Source organism: Paenibacillus sp. 01T431, assembly GCF_056398625.1.
The window spans coordinates 462,122-480,543 of record NZ_JBFTPT010000003.1 but is presented as its reverse complement, the minus strand read 5'-3'; the positions used below and the strand labels follow the sequence as shown (position 1 = coordinate 480,543).

Below are 18,422 nucleotides of genomic sequence, written 5' to 3'. Positions count from 1 at the left end.
AAGTTAAGGTTTTACAGCTTGCGGCTCATTATTTACAAAGTGATAGACCGGAGCTTTGACAGGGACAAAGTCTGATCCATCGACGAGCAATGTACGCAAATCAAAATCTGCCTCAAAATCATTTTTTCCACTCTTTTGTATGTATTGCATGATATCTATCCCATAATCGGAAAATACTACCCCATTCTCATCCACGATTGCTTGAATCGTTTGCCCTGAGAACACGCTTCGAATCGTTGGGGCTGTTTTGCTCATTGCTTTGTAATCGATTTGATAAAAACCTGGGTATGTTTGCGCGCCCTTTGGAAGGACACTGTTTGTTTGGATATAAGTAGTTACCCAGCTCTGAATATCATTAATTTTTTGAAATGCCAAAATATCAAGTAGCTTTACTCTAGGCTTACTCTCTTCATCAATAATAAGGTAGCTGTAATTGCCGCCTTTCTCAAAAGCAGAAGAAGGTATATCAGACATATAGCCTGTCCGATTTAGCACTCCAAAATCAATATAAAATTTCTCATACTTCGGTGTGTCAGCGGTACTGTTTTTCATCGGCAGCATGCCCGTTTCGGACTGATATTGATCAATCGCCGCCTGAACATTACGAACAGCTTCTTTCGGAGCAACTTGGTTTTGCTTCATTTGACTTTTCGGATACATGCAGCCCGATAAAGCAAATAGCAAAACAATTAAAGCAGAGAATGCTGCGAACTGGCGTATGTAACGGGGCAGCCTTCCCATAAATAATCCGTTCATTTTTTTGTAACCTCCTAAAGGTTTGTGAAGCAAACCTGCTTCGTAAGGATATGCTTAGGTTTGCGAAGCAAACCTGCTTCGTAAGAATATACTTAGGTTTGCGAAGCAAACCTACTTCGTCGTTCAGCCTACCATAAATCATCGTTTTCCTCTGCTTGCCTTGCGAGCTGCCTTGCAACTGCCGCTCGCAGCGGATCTAATGGAATTTCCACATCCACTTTCCCAGCTACTCTAGCTTGGCATGATAAGCGTTCATGATTTCCGTCTAATCCAGACAGCTTGTTTCTCTCCACATCACCAATCGGCTGCAGCTGGCTTCCCGGCCTCACAGTGACCTTGCACATGAAGCAAGCAGCTTTGCCCCCGCAACGTGTGCGAATCGGTATATTCGCACGTCTGGCAGCGTCTAACAGCGTTGTGCCCGGCTTCACCTTAATGCTCTTGCCCGATGGCCAAAAAGTTACTACTCCATCCATGACAAGCCACCAGCCTTTCGATATGACAACAGCTGATGAAGAGTACGCCTTGCCTCAGCGGTGAATGTATTGTTAGTTTCAATCGCAAGGAATGCACCCTCATGATGAGCAGGTGCTTTTGCAATCGCTTGAACGATTAAATCAACGCGATCCATCCGATCTCGCAAGAAATTAAACCACAGCTCATGCGCAAGCGGAACGATCGCTACTGAATAATTAGCATCGTTTAACAGCACTTGATCTGAGAAAGGCATCAGTAATTTATTAACCATCGTCTCATACTTACAGCCTTGAGCACTCACCTCGAACCCGCCGACGAGCTCTACCTGTATTCCTTGTATAATAAAATGGCTAAGCGTTGATCGATACATATCTGTCACGCTCAATGTTGGTTGATCTTGGGCAAAAGGCTCAAGAGCATCATAAATTTCTTCTACATTCTCTTCATCACAATAAATGTCCAAATCACGCGGATCGTTTGAAAGTACAAGTCCTCGAAGCATTAGACTGGCGCTTCCGCCAGTAATCCACTGCGCCTGACTTGATTCTGTCGCTTTTTTAACGGCAGCCAGCGCTTTATGAATGCGTTCATTTTCTGACATCGCTGGCACTTCCTTCATCAGTAGCTTATGCATTAAAAATAAGGCTTGTTGGCTGCTGCGATTTTCGCATCTGCACTTTTGACGATGGCCTGGCAGCCGAGCCGGTAGCCTTCTTCAAACTCCTCCGGCTCAAGACGGTCCCACTCCTCGTCCGTAATGCCTTCAAGATGCTCCATGCCTTCGGTTACCAAGCAGCGGCACCGGGCACAGGTTCCTCTCGCGCAAGAGAAGCTCCAATCAATCTCATGCTTAAGTGCATGATCAAGCAGCGACAAGCCTTCTTCTGCTTTTACAACAGCTGTTTTGGTTCTACCCTTTAATTCAATCATTGTATGTCAAAATCTCCCTTTTGTTAGTGAACGACCGTCCCCTATGTAATAAGCACTAAATAATGGATATAAGTCCGCATACAAAGCCAATGATTAGAACAATAAATGCAATTAACGAAAGAATAAATTTCACTGCGCCTTTCGTTTTCAAACGAGCAAACGTAATTAAAAGGGCCGCAATCGCCATCATTCCAATGCCGAATAGCGAAACCCACATTTTTGTCATAGCATCCATAGAAATTCCATTCTCCTAATCTATATCATAATGAATTCTCACCCATTATAACATCGCACAAAAAAAAGGACAAAAGCTGACAGAACACTTTGCCGAATAAAATATTCGGGGCGCTCCACGCTTTTGCCGCAATTTTTTATTTTTTTATCATCATTTTCATGATTGCTTCCATATTGCTGGCGCTCATGCCGCTGGCTTTGACAGCTTTTACGATATCATTAATCGTAGATTCCGTAACCTTGACCTTAGCCACTTCCGACACTTGCTTAATCAGCTTGCGAAGCTCAGCTTCGTCAGTCATCGTCTGTGCTGTAACTCCGCTGGCAAGCTTTTTGACTGAGCTCTCGGAAATTCCTTTGCCCGTCTTTTTATTGATCGAATTAAGAATGTCCTTGGAGAAATCCCTCGCCATACTCTACACCTCCAGCATGCGCATGTGTATTGCTCCATGCATCATATGAGAAGGCAAGAAGATTGGTGTAGGCGCTGGTCCTTAGCCTAACTCTTCGATCTCATGCGTCCGCAGCCTGCCCATCAAATGCTCAACGGCAGTCCTAGGCGCTTTGTTCGCAAACAATACCTCATATAACTGAAACGTAATTGGCATCTCAACATCGTACTCTTTGGCTAAACTGTAAGCCGCACGCGTCGTACGAACACCTTCTACGACCATTCCCATCCGAGTGAGCACATCATCTAGAGGCGTGCCATCTGCAAGCATGTAGCCAGCACGCCAATTTCGACTGTGCTTGCTTGTGCAAGTAACGACAAGATCGCCTACGCCAGCTAATCCAGCAAAAGTGAGCGGATTCGCCCCCATTGCCGTTCCAAGCCTGCTGATCTCCGCTAGGCCCCGAGTTAATAAAGCAGCCTTGGCATTGTCGCCAAACTGAAGCCCGTCCGTCAAGCCTGCACCTAATGCGATAATGTTTTTGATGGCTCCAGCCACTTCCACACCAACGACATCCGGATTTGTATACACTCGGAAATGCGTATTCATGAGCGCATCCTGGGCCTGCTCAGCTGCTTTCAAATCAGTTGAAGCAACAACTACTGTAGTAGGCTGCTTCAAAATAACCTCTTCAGCATGGCTTGGTCCTGATAAAACAACAAGCTGTTCCATCGGTCGACCTAGTTCTTCCGAAAGTACTGTCGTCATCCGCTTCAACGTATCCGTTTCAAAGCCCTTTGTTGCATGAACAACAAGTGTCTTATCCGATAGAAACGGTGCCGCTTGCTTAGCTACCTCGCGCATTGCACCAGAAGGCGCAACGAACAAAGCGAGCTCAGCATCCTGCAGTGCATCCTTTAAATCCGTAGTTGCATGGATTAGCTCAGGAAGCTGTACACCAGGCAAAAACTTGCTATTCTCATGGCTGAGGTTAATGTTCTCCGCTTGTTCGGTACTGCGCGTCCATAGCTTTACATGATAGCCATTTCTCGCGAGTACAGAAGCAAGAGCAGTGCCCCAACTTCCAGCAACCAGCACTGCCGCATTTTTCATTGTTGATGAATCCTGCTTTGTCATGCGACGCTCACTACCCTTTCTTTGCACCTAACTTGTTTTCTGTTCCTTGAAACAGCTTTACAATATTCGACCGATGGCGTACGAATGCAAAAATACATATCAGAAGACTTGCACAAAGTAAAGGAACCGAATAATAGAACAAAGTAATAAATAATGGCGTTAAAGCAGCAAACAATAATGAGCCAAGCGATACGTATCTGGTCAAAGCAATTGTCGCAATGGCAATGGCTCCTGCACAAAGTGCAGGCACGAAAGCAAGGGTCGCAATGACACCTACAGTCGTTGCAATGCCTTTGCCTCCTTTAAAGCGGAACCAAATCGGCCAGTTATGGCCTATGATTGCGGCTAATCCGCACAAAACTGGAATCCAGTCGTTTTCACTAAGAGCGCGGCCAATAAATACAGCTGCTACCCCTTTGCCGATATCGAGTAAAAACACCAGTAAGCCCGGCCCTTTGCCGAGCACCCTGAGTGTATTCGTAGCACCAGCGTTTCCGCTGCCGTGCTGACGTATATCGATACCTTTCACCCATTTGGCAATAACGATGCTAAATGAAATTGAGCCTAACAAATAGCTTAAAGCAACCGCGATTACTCCGTATAACAAGCTACTTCTCCCCTAATCTTCTTCGGACTTACGACGCGAGAATATGCGTATAGGAGTCCCTTCAAAATTAAATGCAGCACGAATTTTATTTTCCAAATAGCGCTCATACGAGAAATGCATAATTTCCGGATCATTGACAAAAACAACAATCGTTGGAGGTTTGATCGCTACTTGCGTTACATAGTTGATGCGTAGACGCTTGCCTTTGTCGGATGGCGGCGGATTAATCGCTACTGCATCCGAAATGACGTCATTAAGAAGATGAGTCTGAATGCGCATTGCATGCTGTTCAGAAACATGCTTAACAACAGGCAACAGCTTATGCAAACGCGTTTTGGTTAATGCTGATAAATAAACGATCGGTGCATAAGACATGAACAAGAAATGATCACGAATATTTTGCGAGAAGTTTTGCATGGTCTTCTCGTCTTTTTCGATGACATCCCACTTGTTCACAACAAATATCGATGCTTTTCCTGCTTCATGAGCATAACCAGCAATATGCTTGTCCTGCTCGATGATGCCTTCTTCACCGTTAATCAGCACTAGAACAACATCTGCGCGTTCAATCGCTTTCATCGCACGCATTACGCTGTACTTCTCTGTGGACTCATACACTTTGCCGCGTTTACGCATGCCGGCTGTATCAATGAGCACATAACGCTGCCCATCACGCTCGAAAGGTGTATCAATGGCGTCACGAGTCGTACCCGCTACATTGCTTACAATTACACGGTCTTCGCCAAGCAGTGCATTCACTAGAGATGATTTCCCAACGTTAGGACGGCCGATTAATGCAACACGGATGACATCCTCATCGTAGCCATCATCGGTTAGATCCGGAAGCAAAGCGACAGCAGCATCAAGCAGATCACCGATACCTAGTCCATGCGATCCGGAAATTGCGATTGGTTCACCAAAGCCAAGTCCATAAAACTCATAAACTTCATCCATGCGGCCATGATTATCAACTTTATTAACTGCAAGCACAACGGGCTTGCCCGAACGGAATAGCATTTGAGCAACTTCATCATCCGCATGCGTCAAGCCTGTTTTCGCATCCGCCATAAAGATAATTACATCTGCTTCTTCAATTGCGAGTTCAGCCTGCATACGCACAGATTTCATAATTTCATCTTCGCCATCGATTTCAATACCGCCAGTATCAATAATGCTGAACGGTTTTCCATTCCATTCTCCGGTGCCATAAAGCCTGTCACGAGTGACGCCCGGTTTATCCTCAACAATTGCTAGACGGTCGCCGATGACCCGATTAAAAATCGTGGATTTCCCCACATTCGGACGACCGACAATAGCGATAACGGGTCTTGCCATGTTTGTTTTCCACTCCTTCAAAAATACTCACGCTATCCATCATAGCAAAAAAGTGCGTTCTTGGCTAACTTTTCATATTATCGGTGATTGACCAGTATGATTGTACCGTTCTTTAAATCATGCGCACTCGCATCCAAAATCTTCTCGAGCAGAAACGAGGTTTCTTCCAATTTATCTACATTTTCTGCAATAAAAATCGGCGCTCCGCCACTAACCGCATCTGCATGAATGGATACTACAGCTAAGATTTCAGCCATTTTCCTCTGCCCCTTTCTTGTTCACAGATGCTTCTGTCGGCATGCGAACAGCAGATTCCAAAATCGGCACTCGCATGATAACTGCTTTCCCTTTATCTGCATCCAACTCCTGTGGCAATATAAATACAGCCAATCGTCCATCCTTCATATCCAGCTTCGCCATAGGAATTAAAGCAGGCTCTCCATCATCGCGATATACCCCTAAAATCGTAGCCAAATCGTAAAGAATAGCTTGCCGTTGACCAAGATTGCTTAAAGTAACTTTGCCGTTTGAGTTGAAGGGAGTCAAAATAAACCCCATGCCACGCGCAGCAATGATTTCTTGGTTGCTCTTCAAACCTACGTTCATAATATAAACGTTATCAACAAACAAATCCGGGCCATCCACTCGAACCTTCGCGGCTTGCACCTCAGCAATATGGGAGACAGCTTTGCCTGATTTCAGCTTCTCAACGACTATGAGCGAGATAACTCCCGCTATCATCCCTACCCATATATTTACTAATATCCCAAATAGGCTTGTAAGCAATGCCGTCATAATAACTAAGTAATTTCGCCCTTCAAAGACCATGGCGATTCCTTCAATATATGTCGAACCGCGTCCTACCAGCTCCATACTGTCGATTTTCGTCAACGTTTCGCGTTCCATTTTTCGCACATCTCTAAATTGCTGTGCAGCTAATGTAAGGAAAGTAATAGCAGTGTAATCTTTGTTAAATAACGCCGGCACAGCAACAGCTCCTAATGCCGCTGCAATTACACCTAATGATATGTGGATGATTCGACCATGAGGATAAGTTGGATACTGGCGATAATCCGTTCTAAGCATGAGCAAGCGTGAGATAAGCCCAAAGGCAATCCCAAGGAGAACACCGACCAAATATTTGTTTTCAACGAGATAATGCTGCATTAGGATGGACGTCCTCCCTTTATATGCCAAAGTATTACGCTAAGCTTGGAAAACACGAATCGAACCGATTTTAGCAGCAAACTGCAAGTCATAGCTGTAGCCAGCGCAATCCAAAAACTGTCCCACCAAGCTAAATTGCCAATATGAGCGGTGTGTGCTCCAAATTGAAGGGCTGTGTTTAACGTTTCGCCAAGTACCGCTCCCCAGACGATCATCCCAAATTGATGTTTTACATGCGAGGTAAACGCGCCGCAAAAAATTCCACAAAGCAAAGGAGCATCCCAGCTCGGATCAATCCAATGAAAAACGGGATCAAAGCTATACATTTTGCGGATGAAACCCCATATGACAGCAATCATTATTGTACACAATATTAAGTACCCTAGATAACTCCAATCCTCGGCTTTCTTAAATGCGAGTATGCCTAACAGCAATAGAAGACAAACACTCATATGGAGCTCGACCTGAATATGGCCTTGTAACGGCTTCCACCAAAACGAAACACCCATCAGTGCGATTAACGCAATGCTAAGAAGCGACAACATACGACGGCTAATATCGGGAGCTATAAACGGCTTCCAGCCTGTCGTAATAAGGATAAACATAATAATCATAATCCAAATCGACATATATCCGGGATTCAACGTTATCTCACCTCTTGTACCCCCTATTATGCACCAAAAAAAAGGAGCTATTCCTGCAAGTTTTCGCAGAAATAGCTCCTTTTTGTAAATATAAGAAAGTATATCATTTGCTTCTACTTATCTTACATTTCTCCGTCAAAGCTGCCTCAGCATCCAGAGGACGCTGTAGGCGTTTTTGATTGATATAAAAAAATATTATTTAAGGTTTTTAAGCTTGTCGCCGAAACGCTCTGCGAGTGAGTAGCTCATGCTCTCATTGCTCAAGCTTACATTCGGGTTATCGATTTTCTCGATTTTTGGTGAACGTGGTGCACGATCAGGTCTAGCGCTAGGAGCTGGTTGCTCAGGCGCTTCTTCTGTTTCTTTGATGCTTAGGCTAATGCGTTTTTCAGCAGGGTTAAAGTCAAGAACTTTCGCTTGAACTTCTTGGCCTTCTTGAAGAACTTCGTTAGGTGTAGCAATGTGACGGTGTGCGATTTGCGAGATGTGAACAAGACCTTCAACGCCTGGAGCGATTTCAACGAAAGCGCCGAATGGAACTAGGCGGCGAACAGTACCTGTTACGATATCGCCAATTGCAAATTGACCACCAGCAGAATCCCAAGGACCTGGTTGAGCGGCTTTCAAGCTAAGGCTGATTTTTCCAGCAGCTGGATCAACTTTAAGTACTTTAACGCGTACCGCTTGACCTTCAGAAACTACATCCTTCGGATGTGCAACATGCTGCCATGACAACTCGGATACGTGAACTAGGCCGTCAATGCCACCGATATCAACAAAAGCGCCGAATGGTGTAAGACGTTGAACCGTACCATCAAGTTCTTGACCTACTTCAAGCGCAGCAATAACTTGCTTTTTGCTTGATTCGAATTCAGCGTCAAGTACTTCTTTTTGAGACAAGATCACTTTGTTGTTCTCACGATCGATTTCTTTGATCTTAACGCGAAGCGTGCGACCTTTGTAACCTGCGAAATCTTCAACGAAATGACGCTCAACCATCGATGCTGGAATAAATCCGCGAACGCCTACGTCAGCAACAAGGCCGCCTTTTACAACGTCAGCAACAGCAACTTCAAATACTTCGCCGCTCTCAAAACGTTTTTCAAGAACATCCCATGCTTTTTCGCCGTCAACTTGACGTTTTGAAAGAACAAGCTTTTCTTTCTCGTCGTCGATGCTTACAACTTTAAGCTCAACCTCTTGACCGATTTGAACAGCATCCGCTGCGTTTTCAATCTGCACTGCAGAAAGCTCACGAACCGGAATAACACCGTCATATTTATATCCAAGGCTTACATAAGCTTGGTTATCTTCGATTTTGACGATCGTACCTTTAACGGAATCGCCTTTTTTCAAAGACACGAAATTATCCAAAGCGTCTTGGCTTACTTCTTCCGCCACGGATTCTTGCACATTAGTTTCTTCTGACATTGAAATAACCTCCTCAGTTCTAACCCCAACTTTATTTAAATCCGCAAGCGCCTAGAGCGAAAGCAGCATTTAAAACATAAATTAACGATTGTTTGCAGCTAACTCGCGAATGCGAGCCATAATGGCGTCTGTTACTTGCTCAAGCATATCAGGCGATGATTCTTCAATAATTGCAGTAAGATCAATAGGCTTGCCGTAACAAACGATTATTTTGCTGAATGGTCTATATTTACCGACAATGGCAACAGGAACGACTGCTGCGCCGCTGCGAACAGCAATCATGGCTGCACCCTTCTTGGCTGCTCCAGATTGATTGTTGCGAGAGCCTTCCGGAAAAATACCCATGACATTGCCTTCTTTCAGCAACGTGATCGCAGACTTGATAGCGTCCTTGCTCACACCGCCGCGTTTGACTGGAAACGCGCCAAACGAACGAATAAGAGGCCCAAATACGGGAACTTTAAATAATTCCTCTTTCGCCATAAAATAAACCTTGCGTTTCACCTTGACTCCAACCGTAGGCGGATCAAAGTTACTCAAATGATTCGAAGCGAGGACAACAGGTCCGTCGGCTGGAATATTTTCCGTGCCTCTAGCTTCTAATCGAAATAACACCGTGTAAATAACACGCAGGAGAAACCTAAAAATAAGATATGACATAGTTTACTTCGCCTCCGCCAATTTGGTTCGGCTTAATTTCACAATTGCATGAATGACTTCATCAATTGTCATGGCGGTGCTGTCGAGTACAATAGCATCCTCCGCACATATGAGCGGTGAGATGTCACGTTGCTCGTCCAAACGATCACGTTCTGCGATCTCCGCTTCCAATTGGGCAAGCGAAATGGTTTGAGTGTCCACTATTTCACGGTAACGGCGAAGTGCCCGTTCCTTAACGGATGCAGTCAGAAAAATTTTCAGTTCCGCATTTGGCAGCACATGTGAACCAATATCACGGCCATCCATTACGACGCCTTTACGCTCTGCAAGCTTGCGCTGCAAGTCGCCAAGAACTTCACGTACCGTTTCATTCGCAGCAATATGAGACACTTGAAGCGTCACTTCGCGCGAGCGAATCAATGCGGTTACATTTTCACCATTCACAAATACCGACTGGCCATGTTCACCAGGCTCAAGCTCAATCTCTAATGCTTTTACTAGTTCAGCAAGTTTGGCTGTCTGGTCCACCTTTACTTCTGCTCGCTGGGCGCTTAGTGTTACTGCGCGATACATAGAGCCTGTATCGATATACACATAGCCAAGCTGCTCGGCGACTTTCCGTGCAACCGTGCTCTTGCCCGCGCCTGCCGGCCCGTCAATTGCAATGTTCATACGGTCGCTGTCACCTTCGTGATGCACCACCTAAGGTCAACCCCCTTTTAGTAGAGACGGCTGGCCGAATGCATGTAAGAATGCGACGCAAACCTCTCAAGAAAAAAGCAGGCTTTGCCTGCGAACGTGAAAATTATACCACACTATATACGCAGATGCAAAAGCTGAGCGTCAGTTCATATGGGTTCCTTCCCACTGATCCACACCCGTCAGCCAATATCTAACCGTATCATTTTGCAATGCTGCTTGTGAGCATACGAGTAAAATAACGAGCGTAATGATGATTTTCTTCAATATGCTGCTTACTTCATCCGTTAGTTTAATCATTTTTTTGCGGTTTGTTTTTTTATGTAACAGATTTCGTGTCATATGGACAACCCCTTCCTCTTTCTGGGTAGTTTTCCATATTAAACGAATGTTATTCAGCGATTGCGATATTCTAGCTGCTTCTCAAAGCAGTACCTGATAACCTTTTGCCGCTCTGAATCATTGATGCTCACATATTTAATCATAGCCTGCTTCCTTCCGGATTCAAGCTGGACAACTCGTACGACTTCCCCACGGAAAAAAGCATGTTCAATGGTCCCGTTCTTAAACGGAACTAGCAACCAGCACTCTAGTACTTGTTCAGGTGCGATCTGCCATTTCCCATCACATATAAAGGAGATTCCGCCACCGCCAACATCATCGGTTTCACATACAAACCGAATGTTGCTTGACATTTTAACAGCAATCTCAAGTTCAGCTGATACGCGCAAGAAGCTGCGTCTTTGAACTTTAGTAATGCGATCCAGTTCAGRCCTGCGAATTTTTATGAGTTTAACAACGCCATCCTCTTTGAATCCAAGGACATGTGAATCGAAATAATTTTTTATGCCATCCTCTGATACAAAATAAACAGAAAGCTCATCTCCTAAAAAAAGACGCTTGTACCTTCCTGATTTCTCGCTGATTGGAACTTCTATTAGTAAGCCGTCCTCTTGCTCATCGGCAATACGGGACTTGTATTCAATCGCTGCTTCCTCTTCGTCTGACGATGCGATCTGATAGTAAAGCATTTGGTTCACTTTTGGCAACAAATTGACTCCCCCCATTTACATGTCATTATAACACGTCGATTTGAGGGGAGCCATATCGTTATTTGTCAGAAGCTGCCTTAGAATCTTCATGAGACATTTCCTCAATCGATTCTTCCGTGCCGGTTTCTGCATTGATATATACGCGATAAATCGAACCGTTCATATTACCCGTATATTCATAGCAAAGAGCCTCTTTGCCTAAATCGTTGAAGATGATCGCCATTTGCTCGGTTTGCACCTTCATCTCCGGATTTAGCGCCTTCCTTGCCTCAGCTTTTGTAATCGTTGGACTAGGTATCTTGCGAGTGTGATGTTGATACACATAATCATTTGCTTGCAAGCCTACCGTCTGCCCTTTATCAAGAGCAACCTTCAAGGTTAATTTATCAGGGTAAATAAGAACCCCGTTCTGTGTACCTACATAGGTAAATGCACCTGTGTTTTCATACTTGTCATAGCTAATAGCTTTCATATCCTTAAATCCGTGTTTCTTTAAGAAGGAATCAGCCGATGCTTTTGCCTCTTCAAAAGTCAYTTTCGCTTCTCCAATATCACGAGAATTCAAAAAGTAGAGAAGCTGGCCGCCTTTTTCCGTAAAATCCATTTGAAGCGTACTGTCCTTGCCTTCTTTCACCGTCGCTGAGAACGAAGCATATTCAGTTCCTTTCGCATTTTCAACAACACGGATGTCAGCATTAGGAACATCAGTAAACTTAGCCGCTTCTTTTTTAATTTCTTCAGCGGTCACCATGTTTCCGCCAAGCATTTTAATCGTACGCTTCTGATACATGCTGCTAACGGAAGGGCCCCAATTGATTTCTGGATATTCACTTACCTTCTTGTCTACCGATCTAAAGCCGTCAATGATAATGTTGGGGTCACTTGCGTTTTTGGCAGCTGCGATTTCAGCGTCCATCCAGCGCAGACGGTTGTTCAGCACATCCTTCTGCATCTTTGACAAATCCTTCGATATTTCCTGTGAATTCGTATAGAGCGTCTTAAGCGTCTTGAATTCATCAGGCGAAAGCGGCTGCTTCGTCAAGTCGCGAACAGATGTCTTGTATGCAAAGTTTGCAATGCGCGACAGGAAGTCTTCTGCTTCATTGAAAGGAAGCATTGATACAGGAAGCTGGTTGATCTCATTTTGCGCTTGGCTAGTTAAACGCCATACATTGACAAGCCCTTTGCGATGAAAGGCTTGTGAGGTGGAGTTAACAGCTAGCGTGTTGCCTAATTGCTGATGCAGCTGCTCAACATGGTTAGTCAAATCGTGGAACGCTCGTTGATATTGGTTTTCAGCCTTTATCAAAACTGCGTTTTTCTCTTGTTGCTCTTGATAACCCCAGTAGGCAGCGCCGATAAACAGCACTGTCATAATGGGAAATAGAATTGAACTGAGTCGACGGTACATAATACAAAAGCTCCTTTCTTGTGCAAAACCTGGTTTTAGTTTGGTTTGCCCAAGGGAGCTTTATGCATCCATCTATTTATTTGTCATTACTGCATGTATTTCCCTAAAAAACGCTATGCTCTTCAATTTCCAGATCATTTGCATTGTTGCAAATGCATTGCTTAAAGCCAGTATCAATCGAATCTTTTTCTCTTCGTCCGCGAAGCACAAATTTTTCTCCGCATAGATTGCATCTAATCGTTACCTTTATTCTTGCAGCCTCCATAAGCCCCTCCTCAGCCATTATTCGAACGCCATCATTTCAGGCATTACAATATAATGTAAGTATGGACGGATCGACTACAGTTTAATCTCATCTTCACGGACCATAAATCGAAAGGGCGACCGTGCATTCGCATGACTCATTTTGCGCAAGCCCCATATCCAAAGCACGATCATAAACGGAATAATAAAATACATCCAATTTGTGCGCAACGTAATCATGATCCAATCGTAAGTACCATGTAGAAGCACTGGCAGCAAAAGTGAAATGCCTAAGAAATAGACGGTTTTGTTTTTTGGAGCAAACTTCGCTTTCCCTAAATAATAGCCCATCATTATACCGAACAAGGCATGGCCAGAAACGGGAAGCAGCGCCCTCACGAGAAGCGTGCCGAACGTAGCAGGCGAGTAAATGGCATACAAGACATTTTCTAAGGTTGCGAAGCCAAGCGAAATGGCTGATGCATAAACGATTCCGTCATAAGGCTCGTCAAATTCGGTATGGTTGTAAATGACATGATACAGAACGAACCATTTTACGAACTCTTCTACGCCTGCGGATTCGCCAAAGGCAAATATGAGCGAGTGATCGCCAAGCCAAAGCTGAAGTCCCCGCTGAATAACCATGATCGGTACAACGACAAGAATGCCTAGCACAAACATTCTCGCTACCATGTGGATAGGCTCCGCTTCATAACGATCTCTCAAATATAAATAAGTAAGCAGCGAAACGCCTGGCGCAACAGCCGCAGTCAAAACGGAAAACAACAGCATTCTTCCCCTACTTTCTTACACCCAGCCACGATAGCGTACAGCTTCAGCCATTTTGCGTACACCGGCCATATAAGCTGCAAGACGCATATCGACCTTACGGGTGCGGTGTATTTCATACACTTGGTTGAAGCCCACTATCATCATAAGCTTCAGCTTATCATCCACTTCTTGTTCATCCCAATAATAGCCTTGATTATTTTGCACCCATTCAAAATAGGACACGATGACGCCACCGCTGCTCGCGAGCACATCCGGAATAAGCAAAATGCCTTTGTCCGACAGGATTCGCGTAGCTTCCAGCGTCGTTGGGCCATTCGCTGCTTCTACTACGATGGTTGCTTTAATGAGATGGGCATTTTGTTCCGTTATTTGATTCTCGATTGCCGCAGGCACAAGCACATCACAATCGAGCTCGAGCAGCTCAGCATTCGTTATTGTGTTCGTAAACAAGTTCGTTACATTGCCAAAGGAATCTCGACGATCGAGCAAATATTCGATATCGAGTCCTTCTTTATTATACAACGCCGCGTTCACATCGGAAATACCTATCACTCGCGCACCGGCCTCATGCATGAATTTGGCAAGATAACTTCCAGCATTACCAAAGCCTTGAATGACGATTCGCGCATCCTTTATGTCTATATTTTTCATGTTCAAAGCCTCATGGATCATCATAACGACCCCTCTGGCTGTAGCTGTCTCTCTTCCTTTGGACCCGCCAAGCACAAGCGGCTTCCCTGTTATAAAGCCTGGAGAATCAAATTCACGAATGCGGCTATACTCGTCCATCATCCAAGCCATGATCTGTGAATTAGTCATCACATCAGGCGCAGGAATATCTTTGCTTGGTCCTACGATTTGGCTGATGGCCCGCACATACCCTCGGCTTAAATTCTCAATTTCTCGGAAAGACATCGTTCTTGGATCGCAAATAACGCCGCCTTTACCACCGCCATAGGGCAGATCAGCAATTCCACATTTTAGACTCATCCAAATGGACAAAGCCTTAACCTCGTTTTCCGTGACGGCTGGATGAAAACGCACACCGCCTTTTGTAGGTCCTACCGCATCATTATGCTGTGCTCGATACCCCGTAAACACTTTTGTTTTGCCATCATCCATCCGAACTGGAATACGGACGGTCAGAAGCCTCATGGGCTCCTTCAATAAATCAATCATATCCTGATCATAGCCAAGCCTGCGCAGCGCTTCTTCAATAACAATCTGAGTAGAATGCAACACATCGTTTGCTTCTTTATCACTCATTCCATTCACCGCCTTTGTCTACATCTAATATGAGCGCCTTTTCCTTCGTATATTCCATTATTATGTCGTGCTACATGCAAGAAGAGCATCGTACAGACAAAATCAGCCTGCAGATGCTCTATCCGTGTACATTTGATTAAAAACTAAAATGATTACATATTTCCCTTACCGCTGTTTCGGGTATAATCACTTTTCCGTACTCTTCCAGCATGGCATAGGTTACCGATGTTGCTTCACCATACTCAGCGAGCAATGCAATAACAGCGTTATGCCTGGAAGCCTCGATAAGAGCAGGTTCCAGCGCTAATATATATTTGCCATGATAGGAGTACAGTCGTCCGTCTTCCGTAAGCGTAGAGCTTAGCAATTGCTTGCAAACCGATATGACATCCTCAAAATCGCGGAAAGAGTACATAACAATATCGCTTTGCTCAAGCGTCACTTCCATCTCGTATATTTCGTCTTCCGTGTCGTCATCTTCAGTTGGCCTATCGCCTGCATGACTGTTCATTTTGCCACGGGTGACAATCACTACCATACCTTGAGCGGGGAGGGCAAACACTTCGACCGCTAATGGGCCGCTGGCATCGAATCCAAGTTCACTATATGCTTGATCCATCATTTCACTGAATAGTTCGTGTACTTTTGGAATTTCGCGCCACATGTCGTCCTTCTGGATCCCCCGTTCCAGCAGGTCGTCGAACGTCAGGAAAATCCGAATCTTATCCTGGCTCAGTCGTTCGATTTTCATGACAGGATCCTCCTCTGCAGCATCTGTTGTAATAGCGTATGAATTTCTAAGTAAGATGTGATCAAATTGACCAAATCATGCTATGTAACTACTTTATCATGTCTTTTCACTGATTGCACTAATAATGAACGAAAAAAAGAATCGTTTGATCGCATCGCATTTCTGCTTTGCGTCCCTACGATTCTGCATGCTTGCTGCTTTACTTAGTGGGAAAAGGCTGACGATTCCGCTTTGATCTTGTCCRCTTCCTTCTTCAATGAGGGATCGCTGTTTACGATAGCCTCAATTTGTCCCCAAGCGGCTTCGGATTTTACGGCGGTATCGTCTGAATGCTTTGGGGAAAGCGCAGACGCATTTTCCTTCACAGATTTACTCATCATTTTCGCAACAGAATTGCGTGCAACATTTGAACAAACGTCAGAAAACGCATGTGCTGCCCATGATACTGCTCCAGGCTTTCTGCGCGAGAGATATACCGTTGCTGCTGCGCCAATTATTCCACCGACTAAAAAGCCACTTAACCTCATGATCTCGAACACCTCTTTCCTAATTCATCTTGCGTATTCAGTTGTTAGTTTGACCGACAAGCAGAAGCGCCATTCCATATAAAATAAGGAAATCATCCTTATCCTTCTATTAGGCAAATATGATACAATGATGTCGTTTCAGCAGCATTTACATCAAAATTATGGAGGGCAAGCATCATGAAGCGTAACCTGCCTATAATCATTCTCCTTCTCGGGTCGCTTCTAACGGCCTGCAGTGCGCAGCAGCAAAACGAGAGCCTGCAGTCTTCAACTGAAGCCACTGAGACAGCAGCCGTACCCGAGACTACGCAAAGCTCAAACAATGCAATAAAAGCTGATACAGTCGTAACGAGTGAGGAACCTACGCCAACCGCTTCGAGTGATCAGGAAACCAGCATAACGGCACTATATCGAATGAGCGAAGCCTATCGCTTCGTACCGATTGAGGAGAGTACATCGAGCAAGGTTGTTTTGCTTACTTTCGATGATGGGCCAAAAGATGAAACCGTCTTAACCAGCATGCTCGATACTCTTGATAAACATAAGGCGAAAGTGATTTTTTTCGTAAATGGTTATCGGGTGAAAAAAAATCCCAATTTGTTGAAGCTCATTGATGAACGCGGACAAACAATCGGCAACCACTCTTGGGATCATAACGATTTGAAAAAAGAAGCTAAAGAAGTCGTGGAACAGCAAATCGGCGATGTTCAAACAGATGTCGAAGCTTTAATAGATAAAAAACCATTGTTTTTCCGCCCTCCGTACGGCTCTGGCGGTGATACGGTCAAGGAAATTGCAAAAAACCACGGCATGCTTTACATGACGTGGTCAAATGGTTCCCTTGATTGGGATAAAACGGCCAAAAACAAGCCTGAGGTTGTCATTAAAAATGTGCTGGAGCAGCTGCATCCCGGCGCCAACATACTTATGCATGAGCTGCAATGGACTGCCGATGCTCTTGATGAGTTGCTCACCTCACTTGAGAACAAAGGCTACGGATTCATTGATCCAGCCACCATTGAGGTCACTCGCTAAATTTTAAGCCATACCAAAAAAGTCCACCAACTAAACTTACAAACAATAGGAACAATAAATTGTAATAAAACTTAGTAACCTTATTCATTTGTGTAGGATGTTTCTTTCGCCGAGGCGGCAGAGCTTCTCCCTGATTGGAATCCGTTCCGATGATGGACGGCTCTGCCGTCTCTTCATGCTGTGCTGAAGCTCTCGAATTTCCAAACTTTTCTTTCCTGCTCATGACTCCCTCCTGAATCTTATAATTAAACCCATGATGAAATCGATCAAAAAGTGTGCAATAATCGGTGCCCAAATCGTACCTGATTCCATATAAATCCAGCCTAAGCCATAGCTAATCGAAAATACGAGTCCGGTGGGAATCCAATGTTTTAAATACCTTACATGAATAGTAGCAAAAATTATGCTTGTCCAATAGGGACCTATGGCATGCTGAATTGCCCCGCGAAAGAGCAATTCCTCACAAATAGCTACAACTAAGGAAATAACTGCAATATGCCAAACCTTCCGCGTCCGAAAAATACGATCATTTACTCCGCCATCATCGCTTGCCTCTTCTGGAACAAAGCGCGAAATAAGCAGGTCAACTATGATAACAGATGCTGCTAAGCCTGCACCCCAATAAACAAAAGCAAGCTCCTTTGGAGGCGTAAATAAAGCAATCACATTTTGATGCTGAAATAAAACCCATATTAAACCGATAATAAAAGTAAATGCTTGCGTTGCATATAAATTGATTAACAGCATGCGGTCATCTAGCTCATCAACGGACACCTTTCGAATGCGAATATTGCGAATATCAAATTTCTTCATAGCTTCCCGCCTGTCTGGAACGTTCATATTTTCTTTTTCGACCTTTTCACCTATACTGGTAGA

The 18,422-nt window shown here is 44.5% G+C and carries 26 protein-coding genes; 1 reads left to right on the top strand and 25 read right to left on the bottom strand.

The window, feature by feature from the left end; all coding sequences use genetic code 11:
- Positions 1–3: 3 nt before the first annotated feature.
- From AC1DM9_RS07425 to AC1DM9_RS07315, 23 genes are all read right to left on the bottom strand, one after another.
- A complete protein-coding gene (locus AC1DM9_RS07425; RefSeq protein WP_477579238.1) occupies positions 4–756 on the bottom strand; it encodes a hypothetical protein in 753 nt (250 codons plus the stop codon).
- A gap of 128 nt (positions 757–884) precedes the next feature.
- Positions 885–1,232: a 2Fe-2S iron-sulfur cluster-binding protein gene (locus AC1DM9_RS07420; RefSeq protein ID WP_441883384.1), complete on the bottom strand. Its 348-nt coding sequence runs from the start codon at positions 1,230–1,232 to the stop codon at positions 885–887.
- Positions 1,220–1,834, bottom strand: coding sequence for a nucleotidyltransferase family protein (locus AC1DM9_RS07415; protein WP_477551306.1), 615 nt, complete (start codon positions 1,832–1,834; stop codon positions 1,220–1,222). Before AC1DM9_RS07415 ends, AC1DM9_RS07420 begins: the two co-directional genes overlap by 13 nt.
- A 32-nt stretch (positions 1,835–1,866) precedes the next feature.
- Positions 1,867–2,163, bottom strand: a complete 297-nt coding sequence (locus AC1DM9_RS07410; RefSeq protein WP_076271352.1) for a 2Fe-2S iron-sulfur cluster-binding protein — start codon at positions 2,161–2,163, stop codon at positions 1,867–1,869.
- 55 nt (positions 2,164–2,218) lie between these two features.
- On the bottom strand, positions 2,219–2,398 hold the full coding sequence (locus AC1DM9_RS07405) for a DUF2768 family protein (protein ID WP_076271353.1): 180 nt from the start codon (positions 2,396–2,398) through the stop codon (positions 2,219–2,221).
- A 136-nt stretch (positions 2,399–2,534) separates the two neighbouring features.
- Positions 2,535–2,810, bottom strand: a complete 276-nt coding sequence (locus tag AC1DM9_RS07400; RefSeq protein WP_477510543.1) for a stage VI sporulation protein F — start codon at positions 2,808–2,810, stop codon at positions 2,535–2,537.
- Between the two features lie 81 nt (positions 2,811–2,891).
- Positions 2,892–3,902, bottom strand: a complete 1,011-nt coding sequence (locus AC1DM9_RS07395; protein ID WP_430057889.1) for an NAD(P)H-dependent glycerol-3-phosphate dehydrogenase — start codon at positions 3,900–3,902, stop codon at positions 2,892–2,894.
- 34 nt (positions 3,903–3,936) lie between these two features.
- Positions 3,937–4,533 (bottom strand): glycerol-3-phosphate 1-O-acyltransferase PlsY, encoded by a 597-nt coding sequence (plsY, locus tag AC1DM9_RS07390; protein WP_076271355.1) that lies wholly within the window; start codon positions 4,531–4,533, stop codon positions 3,937–3,939.
- 12 nt (positions 4,534–4,545) lie between these two features.
- A complete protein-coding gene (gene der, locus AC1DM9_RS07385; protein WP_441912615.1) occupies positions 4,546–5,868 on the bottom strand; it encodes a ribosome biogenesis GTPase Der in 1,323 nt (440 codons plus the stop codon).
- Between the two features lie 77 nt (positions 5,869–5,945).
- Positions 5,946–6,125, bottom strand: coding sequence for a capping complex subunit for YIEGIA (locus tag AC1DM9_RS07380; RefSeq protein WP_076271357.1), 180 nt, complete (start codon positions 6,123–6,125; stop codon positions 5,946–5,948).
- On the bottom strand, positions 6,118–7,035 hold the full coding sequence (locus AC1DM9_RS07375) for a YIEGIA family protein (RefSeq protein WP_477579236.1): 918 nt from the start codon (positions 7,033–7,035) through the stop codon (positions 6,118–6,120). The genes AC1DM9_RS07380 and AC1DM9_RS07375 overlap by 8 nt, the downstream gene beginning before the upstream one ends.
- A complete protein-coding gene (locus AC1DM9_RS07370; RefSeq protein ID WP_477579234.1) occupies positions 7,035–7,679 on the bottom strand; it encodes a YphA family membrane protein in 645 nt (214 codons plus the stop codon). Before AC1DM9_RS07370 ends, AC1DM9_RS07375 begins: the two co-directional genes overlap by 1 nt.
- A gap of 195 nt (positions 7,680–7,874) precedes the next feature.
- On the bottom strand, positions 7,875–9,110 hold the full coding sequence (gene rpsA / locus AC1DM9_RS07365) for a 30S ribosomal protein S1 (protein WP_477579232.1): 1,236 nt from the start codon (positions 9,108–9,110) through the stop codon (positions 7,875–7,877).
- Positions 9,111–9,191: 81 nt separating this feature from the next.
- Positions 9,192–9,770: a lysophospholipid acyltransferase family protein gene (locus AC1DM9_RS07360; protein WP_339203291.1), complete on the bottom strand. Its 579-nt coding sequence runs from the start codon at positions 9,768–9,770 to the stop codon at positions 9,192–9,194.
- 3 nt (positions 9,771–9,773) lie between these two features.
- The gene (cmk, locus tag AC1DM9_RS07355) at positions 9,774–10,442 is read right to left on the bottom strand and encodes a (d)CMP kinase (protein WP_339209675.1); all 669 of its coding nucleotides are present in this window, start codon (positions 10,440–10,442) and stop codon (positions 9,774–9,776) included.
- A gap of 171 nt (positions 10,443–10,613) precedes the next feature.
- A complete protein-coding gene (locus AC1DM9_RS07350; protein ID WP_477579230.1) occupies positions 10,614–10,811 on the bottom strand; it encodes a hypothetical protein in 198 nt (65 codons plus the stop codon).
- A 53-nt stretch (positions 10,812–10,864) separates the two neighbouring features.
- On the bottom strand, positions 10,865–11,521 hold the full coding sequence (locus AC1DM9_RS07345; RefSeq protein WP_477579228.1) for a flagellar brake protein: 657 nt from the start codon (positions 11,519–11,521) through the stop codon (positions 10,865–10,867).
- A gap of 58 nt (positions 11,522–11,579) precedes the next feature.
- Entirely contained in the window at positions 11,580–12,932 is a 1,353-nt protein-coding gene (gene ypeB, locus AC1DM9_RS07340) for a germination protein YpeB (protein ID WP_477579226.1), read from the bottom strand.
- Between the two features lie 103 nt (positions 12,933–13,035).
- Positions 13,036–13,197, bottom strand: a complete 162-nt coding sequence (locus AC1DM9_RS07335; protein WP_179089937.1) for a hypothetical protein — start codon at positions 13,195–13,197, stop codon at positions 13,036–13,038.
- A gap of 74 nt (positions 13,198–13,271) precedes the next feature.
- Positions 13,272–13,967, bottom strand: a complete 696-nt coding sequence (gene prsW / locus AC1DM9_RS07330; RefSeq protein WP_076271365.1) for a glutamic-type intramembrane protease PrsW — start codon at positions 13,965–13,967, stop codon at positions 13,272–13,274.
- 15 nt (positions 13,968–13,982) lie between these two features.
- Entirely contained in the window at positions 13,983–15,233 is a 1,251-nt protein-coding gene (locus tag AC1DM9_RS07325; protein ID WP_477579224.1) for a Glu/Leu/Phe/Val family dehydrogenase, read from the bottom strand.
- A gap of 136 nt (positions 15,234–15,369) precedes the next feature.
- A complete protein-coding gene (locus AC1DM9_RS07320; RefSeq protein ID WP_339203296.1) occupies positions 15,370–15,984 on the bottom strand; it encodes a genetic competence negative regulator in 615 nt (204 codons plus the stop codon).
- Positions 15,985–16,187: 203 nt separating this feature from the next.
- Complete coding sequence (locus tag AC1DM9_RS07315; protein WP_477579222.1) at positions 16,188–16,511, bottom strand: hypothetical protein; 324 nt, start codon at positions 16,509–16,511, stop codon at positions 16,188–16,190.
- Between the two features lie 177 nt (positions 16,512–16,688).
- Between AC1DM9_RS07315 and AC1DM9_RS07310 the strand changes: the two genes are divergently transcribed.
- Positions 16,689–17,546 carry a polysaccharide deacetylase family protein gene (locus tag AC1DM9_RS07310; protein WP_477579220.1) on the top strand — a complete coding sequence of 286 codons (858 nt, stop codon included), beginning with the start codon at positions 16,689–16,691 and terminating at the stop codon, positions 17,544–17,546.
- Here the strand turns inward: AC1DM9_RS07310 and AC1DM9_RS07305 are convergent.
- Entirely contained in the window at positions 17,536–17,769 is a 234-nt protein-coding gene (locus tag AC1DM9_RS07305; protein ID WP_076271370.1) for a hypothetical protein, read from the bottom strand. The two genes, AC1DM9_RS07310 and AC1DM9_RS07305, sit on opposite strands and share 11 nt — an antisense overlap.
- Positions 17,766–18,359 carry a lysostaphin resistance A-like protein gene (locus AC1DM9_RS07300; RefSeq protein WP_477579218.1) on the bottom strand — a complete coding sequence of 198 codons (594 nt, stop codon included), beginning with the start codon at positions 18,357–18,359 and terminating at the stop codon, positions 17,766–17,768. Before AC1DM9_RS07300 ends, AC1DM9_RS07305 begins: the two co-directional genes overlap by 4 nt.
- Between the last annotated feature and the right edge of the window lie 63 nt (positions 18,360–18,422).

Coding starts and splice junctions, on each gene's coding strand:
- AC1DM9_RS07320 (WP_339203296.1), bottom strand. CDS start 15,984: ATGAAAATCGAACGACTGAGCCAGGATAAGATTCGGATTTTCCTGACG.
- der (WP_441912615.1), bottom strand. CDS start 5,868: ATGGCAAGACCCGTTATCGCTATTGTCGGTCGTCCGAATGTGGGGAAA.
- AC1DM9_RS07410 (WP_076271352.1), bottom strand. CDS start 2,163: ATGATTGAATTAAAGGGTAGAACCAAAACAGCTGTTGTAAAAGCAGAA.
- AC1DM9_RS07325 (WP_477579224.1), bottom strand. CDS start 15,233: ATGAGTGATAAAGAAGCAAACGATGTGTTGCATTCTACTCAGATTGTT.
- AC1DM9_RS07425 (WP_477579238.1), bottom strand. CDS start 756: ATGAACGGATTATTTATGGGAAGGCTGCCCCGTTACATACGCCAGTTC.
- AC1DM9_RS07300 (WP_477579218.1), bottom strand. CDS start 18,359: ATGAAGAAATTTGATATTCGCAATATTCGCATTCGAAAGGTGTCCGTT.
- cmk (WP_339209675.1), bottom strand. CDS start 10,442: ATGAACATTGCAATTGACGGGCCGGCAGGCGCGGGCAAGAGCACGGTT.
- AC1DM9_RS07380 (WP_076271357.1), bottom strand. CDS start 6,125: ATGGCTGAAATCTTAGCTGTAGTATCCATTCATGCAGATGCGGTTAGT.
- AC1DM9_RS07350 (WP_477579230.1), bottom strand. CDS start 10,811: ATGACACGAAATCTGTTACATAAAAAAACAAACCGCAAAAAAATGATT.
- AC1DM9_RS07360 (WP_339203291.1), bottom strand. CDS start 9,770: ATGTCATATCTTATTTTTAGGTTTCTCCTGCGTGTTATTTACACGGTG.
- rpsA (WP_477579232.1), bottom strand. CDS start 9,110: ATGTCAGAAGAAACTAATGTGCAAGAATCCGTGGCGGAAGAAGTAAGC.
- prsW (WP_076271365.1), bottom strand. CDS start 13,967: ATGCTGTTGTTTTCCGTTTTGACTGCGGCTGTTGCGCCAGGCGTTTCG.
- AC1DM9_RS07400 (WP_477510543.1), bottom strand. CDS start 2,810: ATGGCGAGGGATTTCTCCAAGGACATTCTTAATTCGATCAATAAAAAG.
- AC1DM9_RS07405 (WP_076271353.1), bottom strand. CDS start 2,398: ATGGATGCTATGACAAAAATGTGGGTTTCGCTATTCGGCATTGGAATG.
- AC1DM9_RS07395 (WP_430057889.1), bottom strand. CDS start 3,902: ATGAAAAATGCGGCAGTGCTGGTTGCTGGAAGTTGGGGCACTGCTCTT.
- AC1DM9_RS07375 (WP_477579236.1), bottom strand. CDS start 7,035: ATGCAGCATTATCTCGTTGAAAACAAATATTTGGTCGGTGTTCTCCTT.
- AC1DM9_RS07310 (WP_477579220.1), top strand. CDS start 16,689: ATGAAGCGTAACCTGCCTATAATCATTCTCCTTCTCGGGTCGCTTCTA.
- AC1DM9_RS07415 (WP_477551306.1), bottom strand. CDS start 1,834: ATGTCAGAAAATGAACGCATTCATAAAGCGCTGGCTGCCGTTAAAAAA.
- AC1DM9_RS07335 (WP_179089937.1), bottom strand. CDS start 13,197: ATGGAGGCTGCAAGAATAAAGGTAACGATTAGATGCAATCTATGCGGA.
- AC1DM9_RS07420 (WP_441883384.1), bottom strand. CDS start 1,232: ATGGATGGAGTAGTAACTTTTTGGCCATCGGGCAAGAGCATTAAGGTG.
- AC1DM9_RS07305 (WP_076271370.1), bottom strand. CDS start 17,769: ATGAGCAGGAAAGAAAAGTTTGGAAATTCGAGAGCTTCAGCACAGCAT.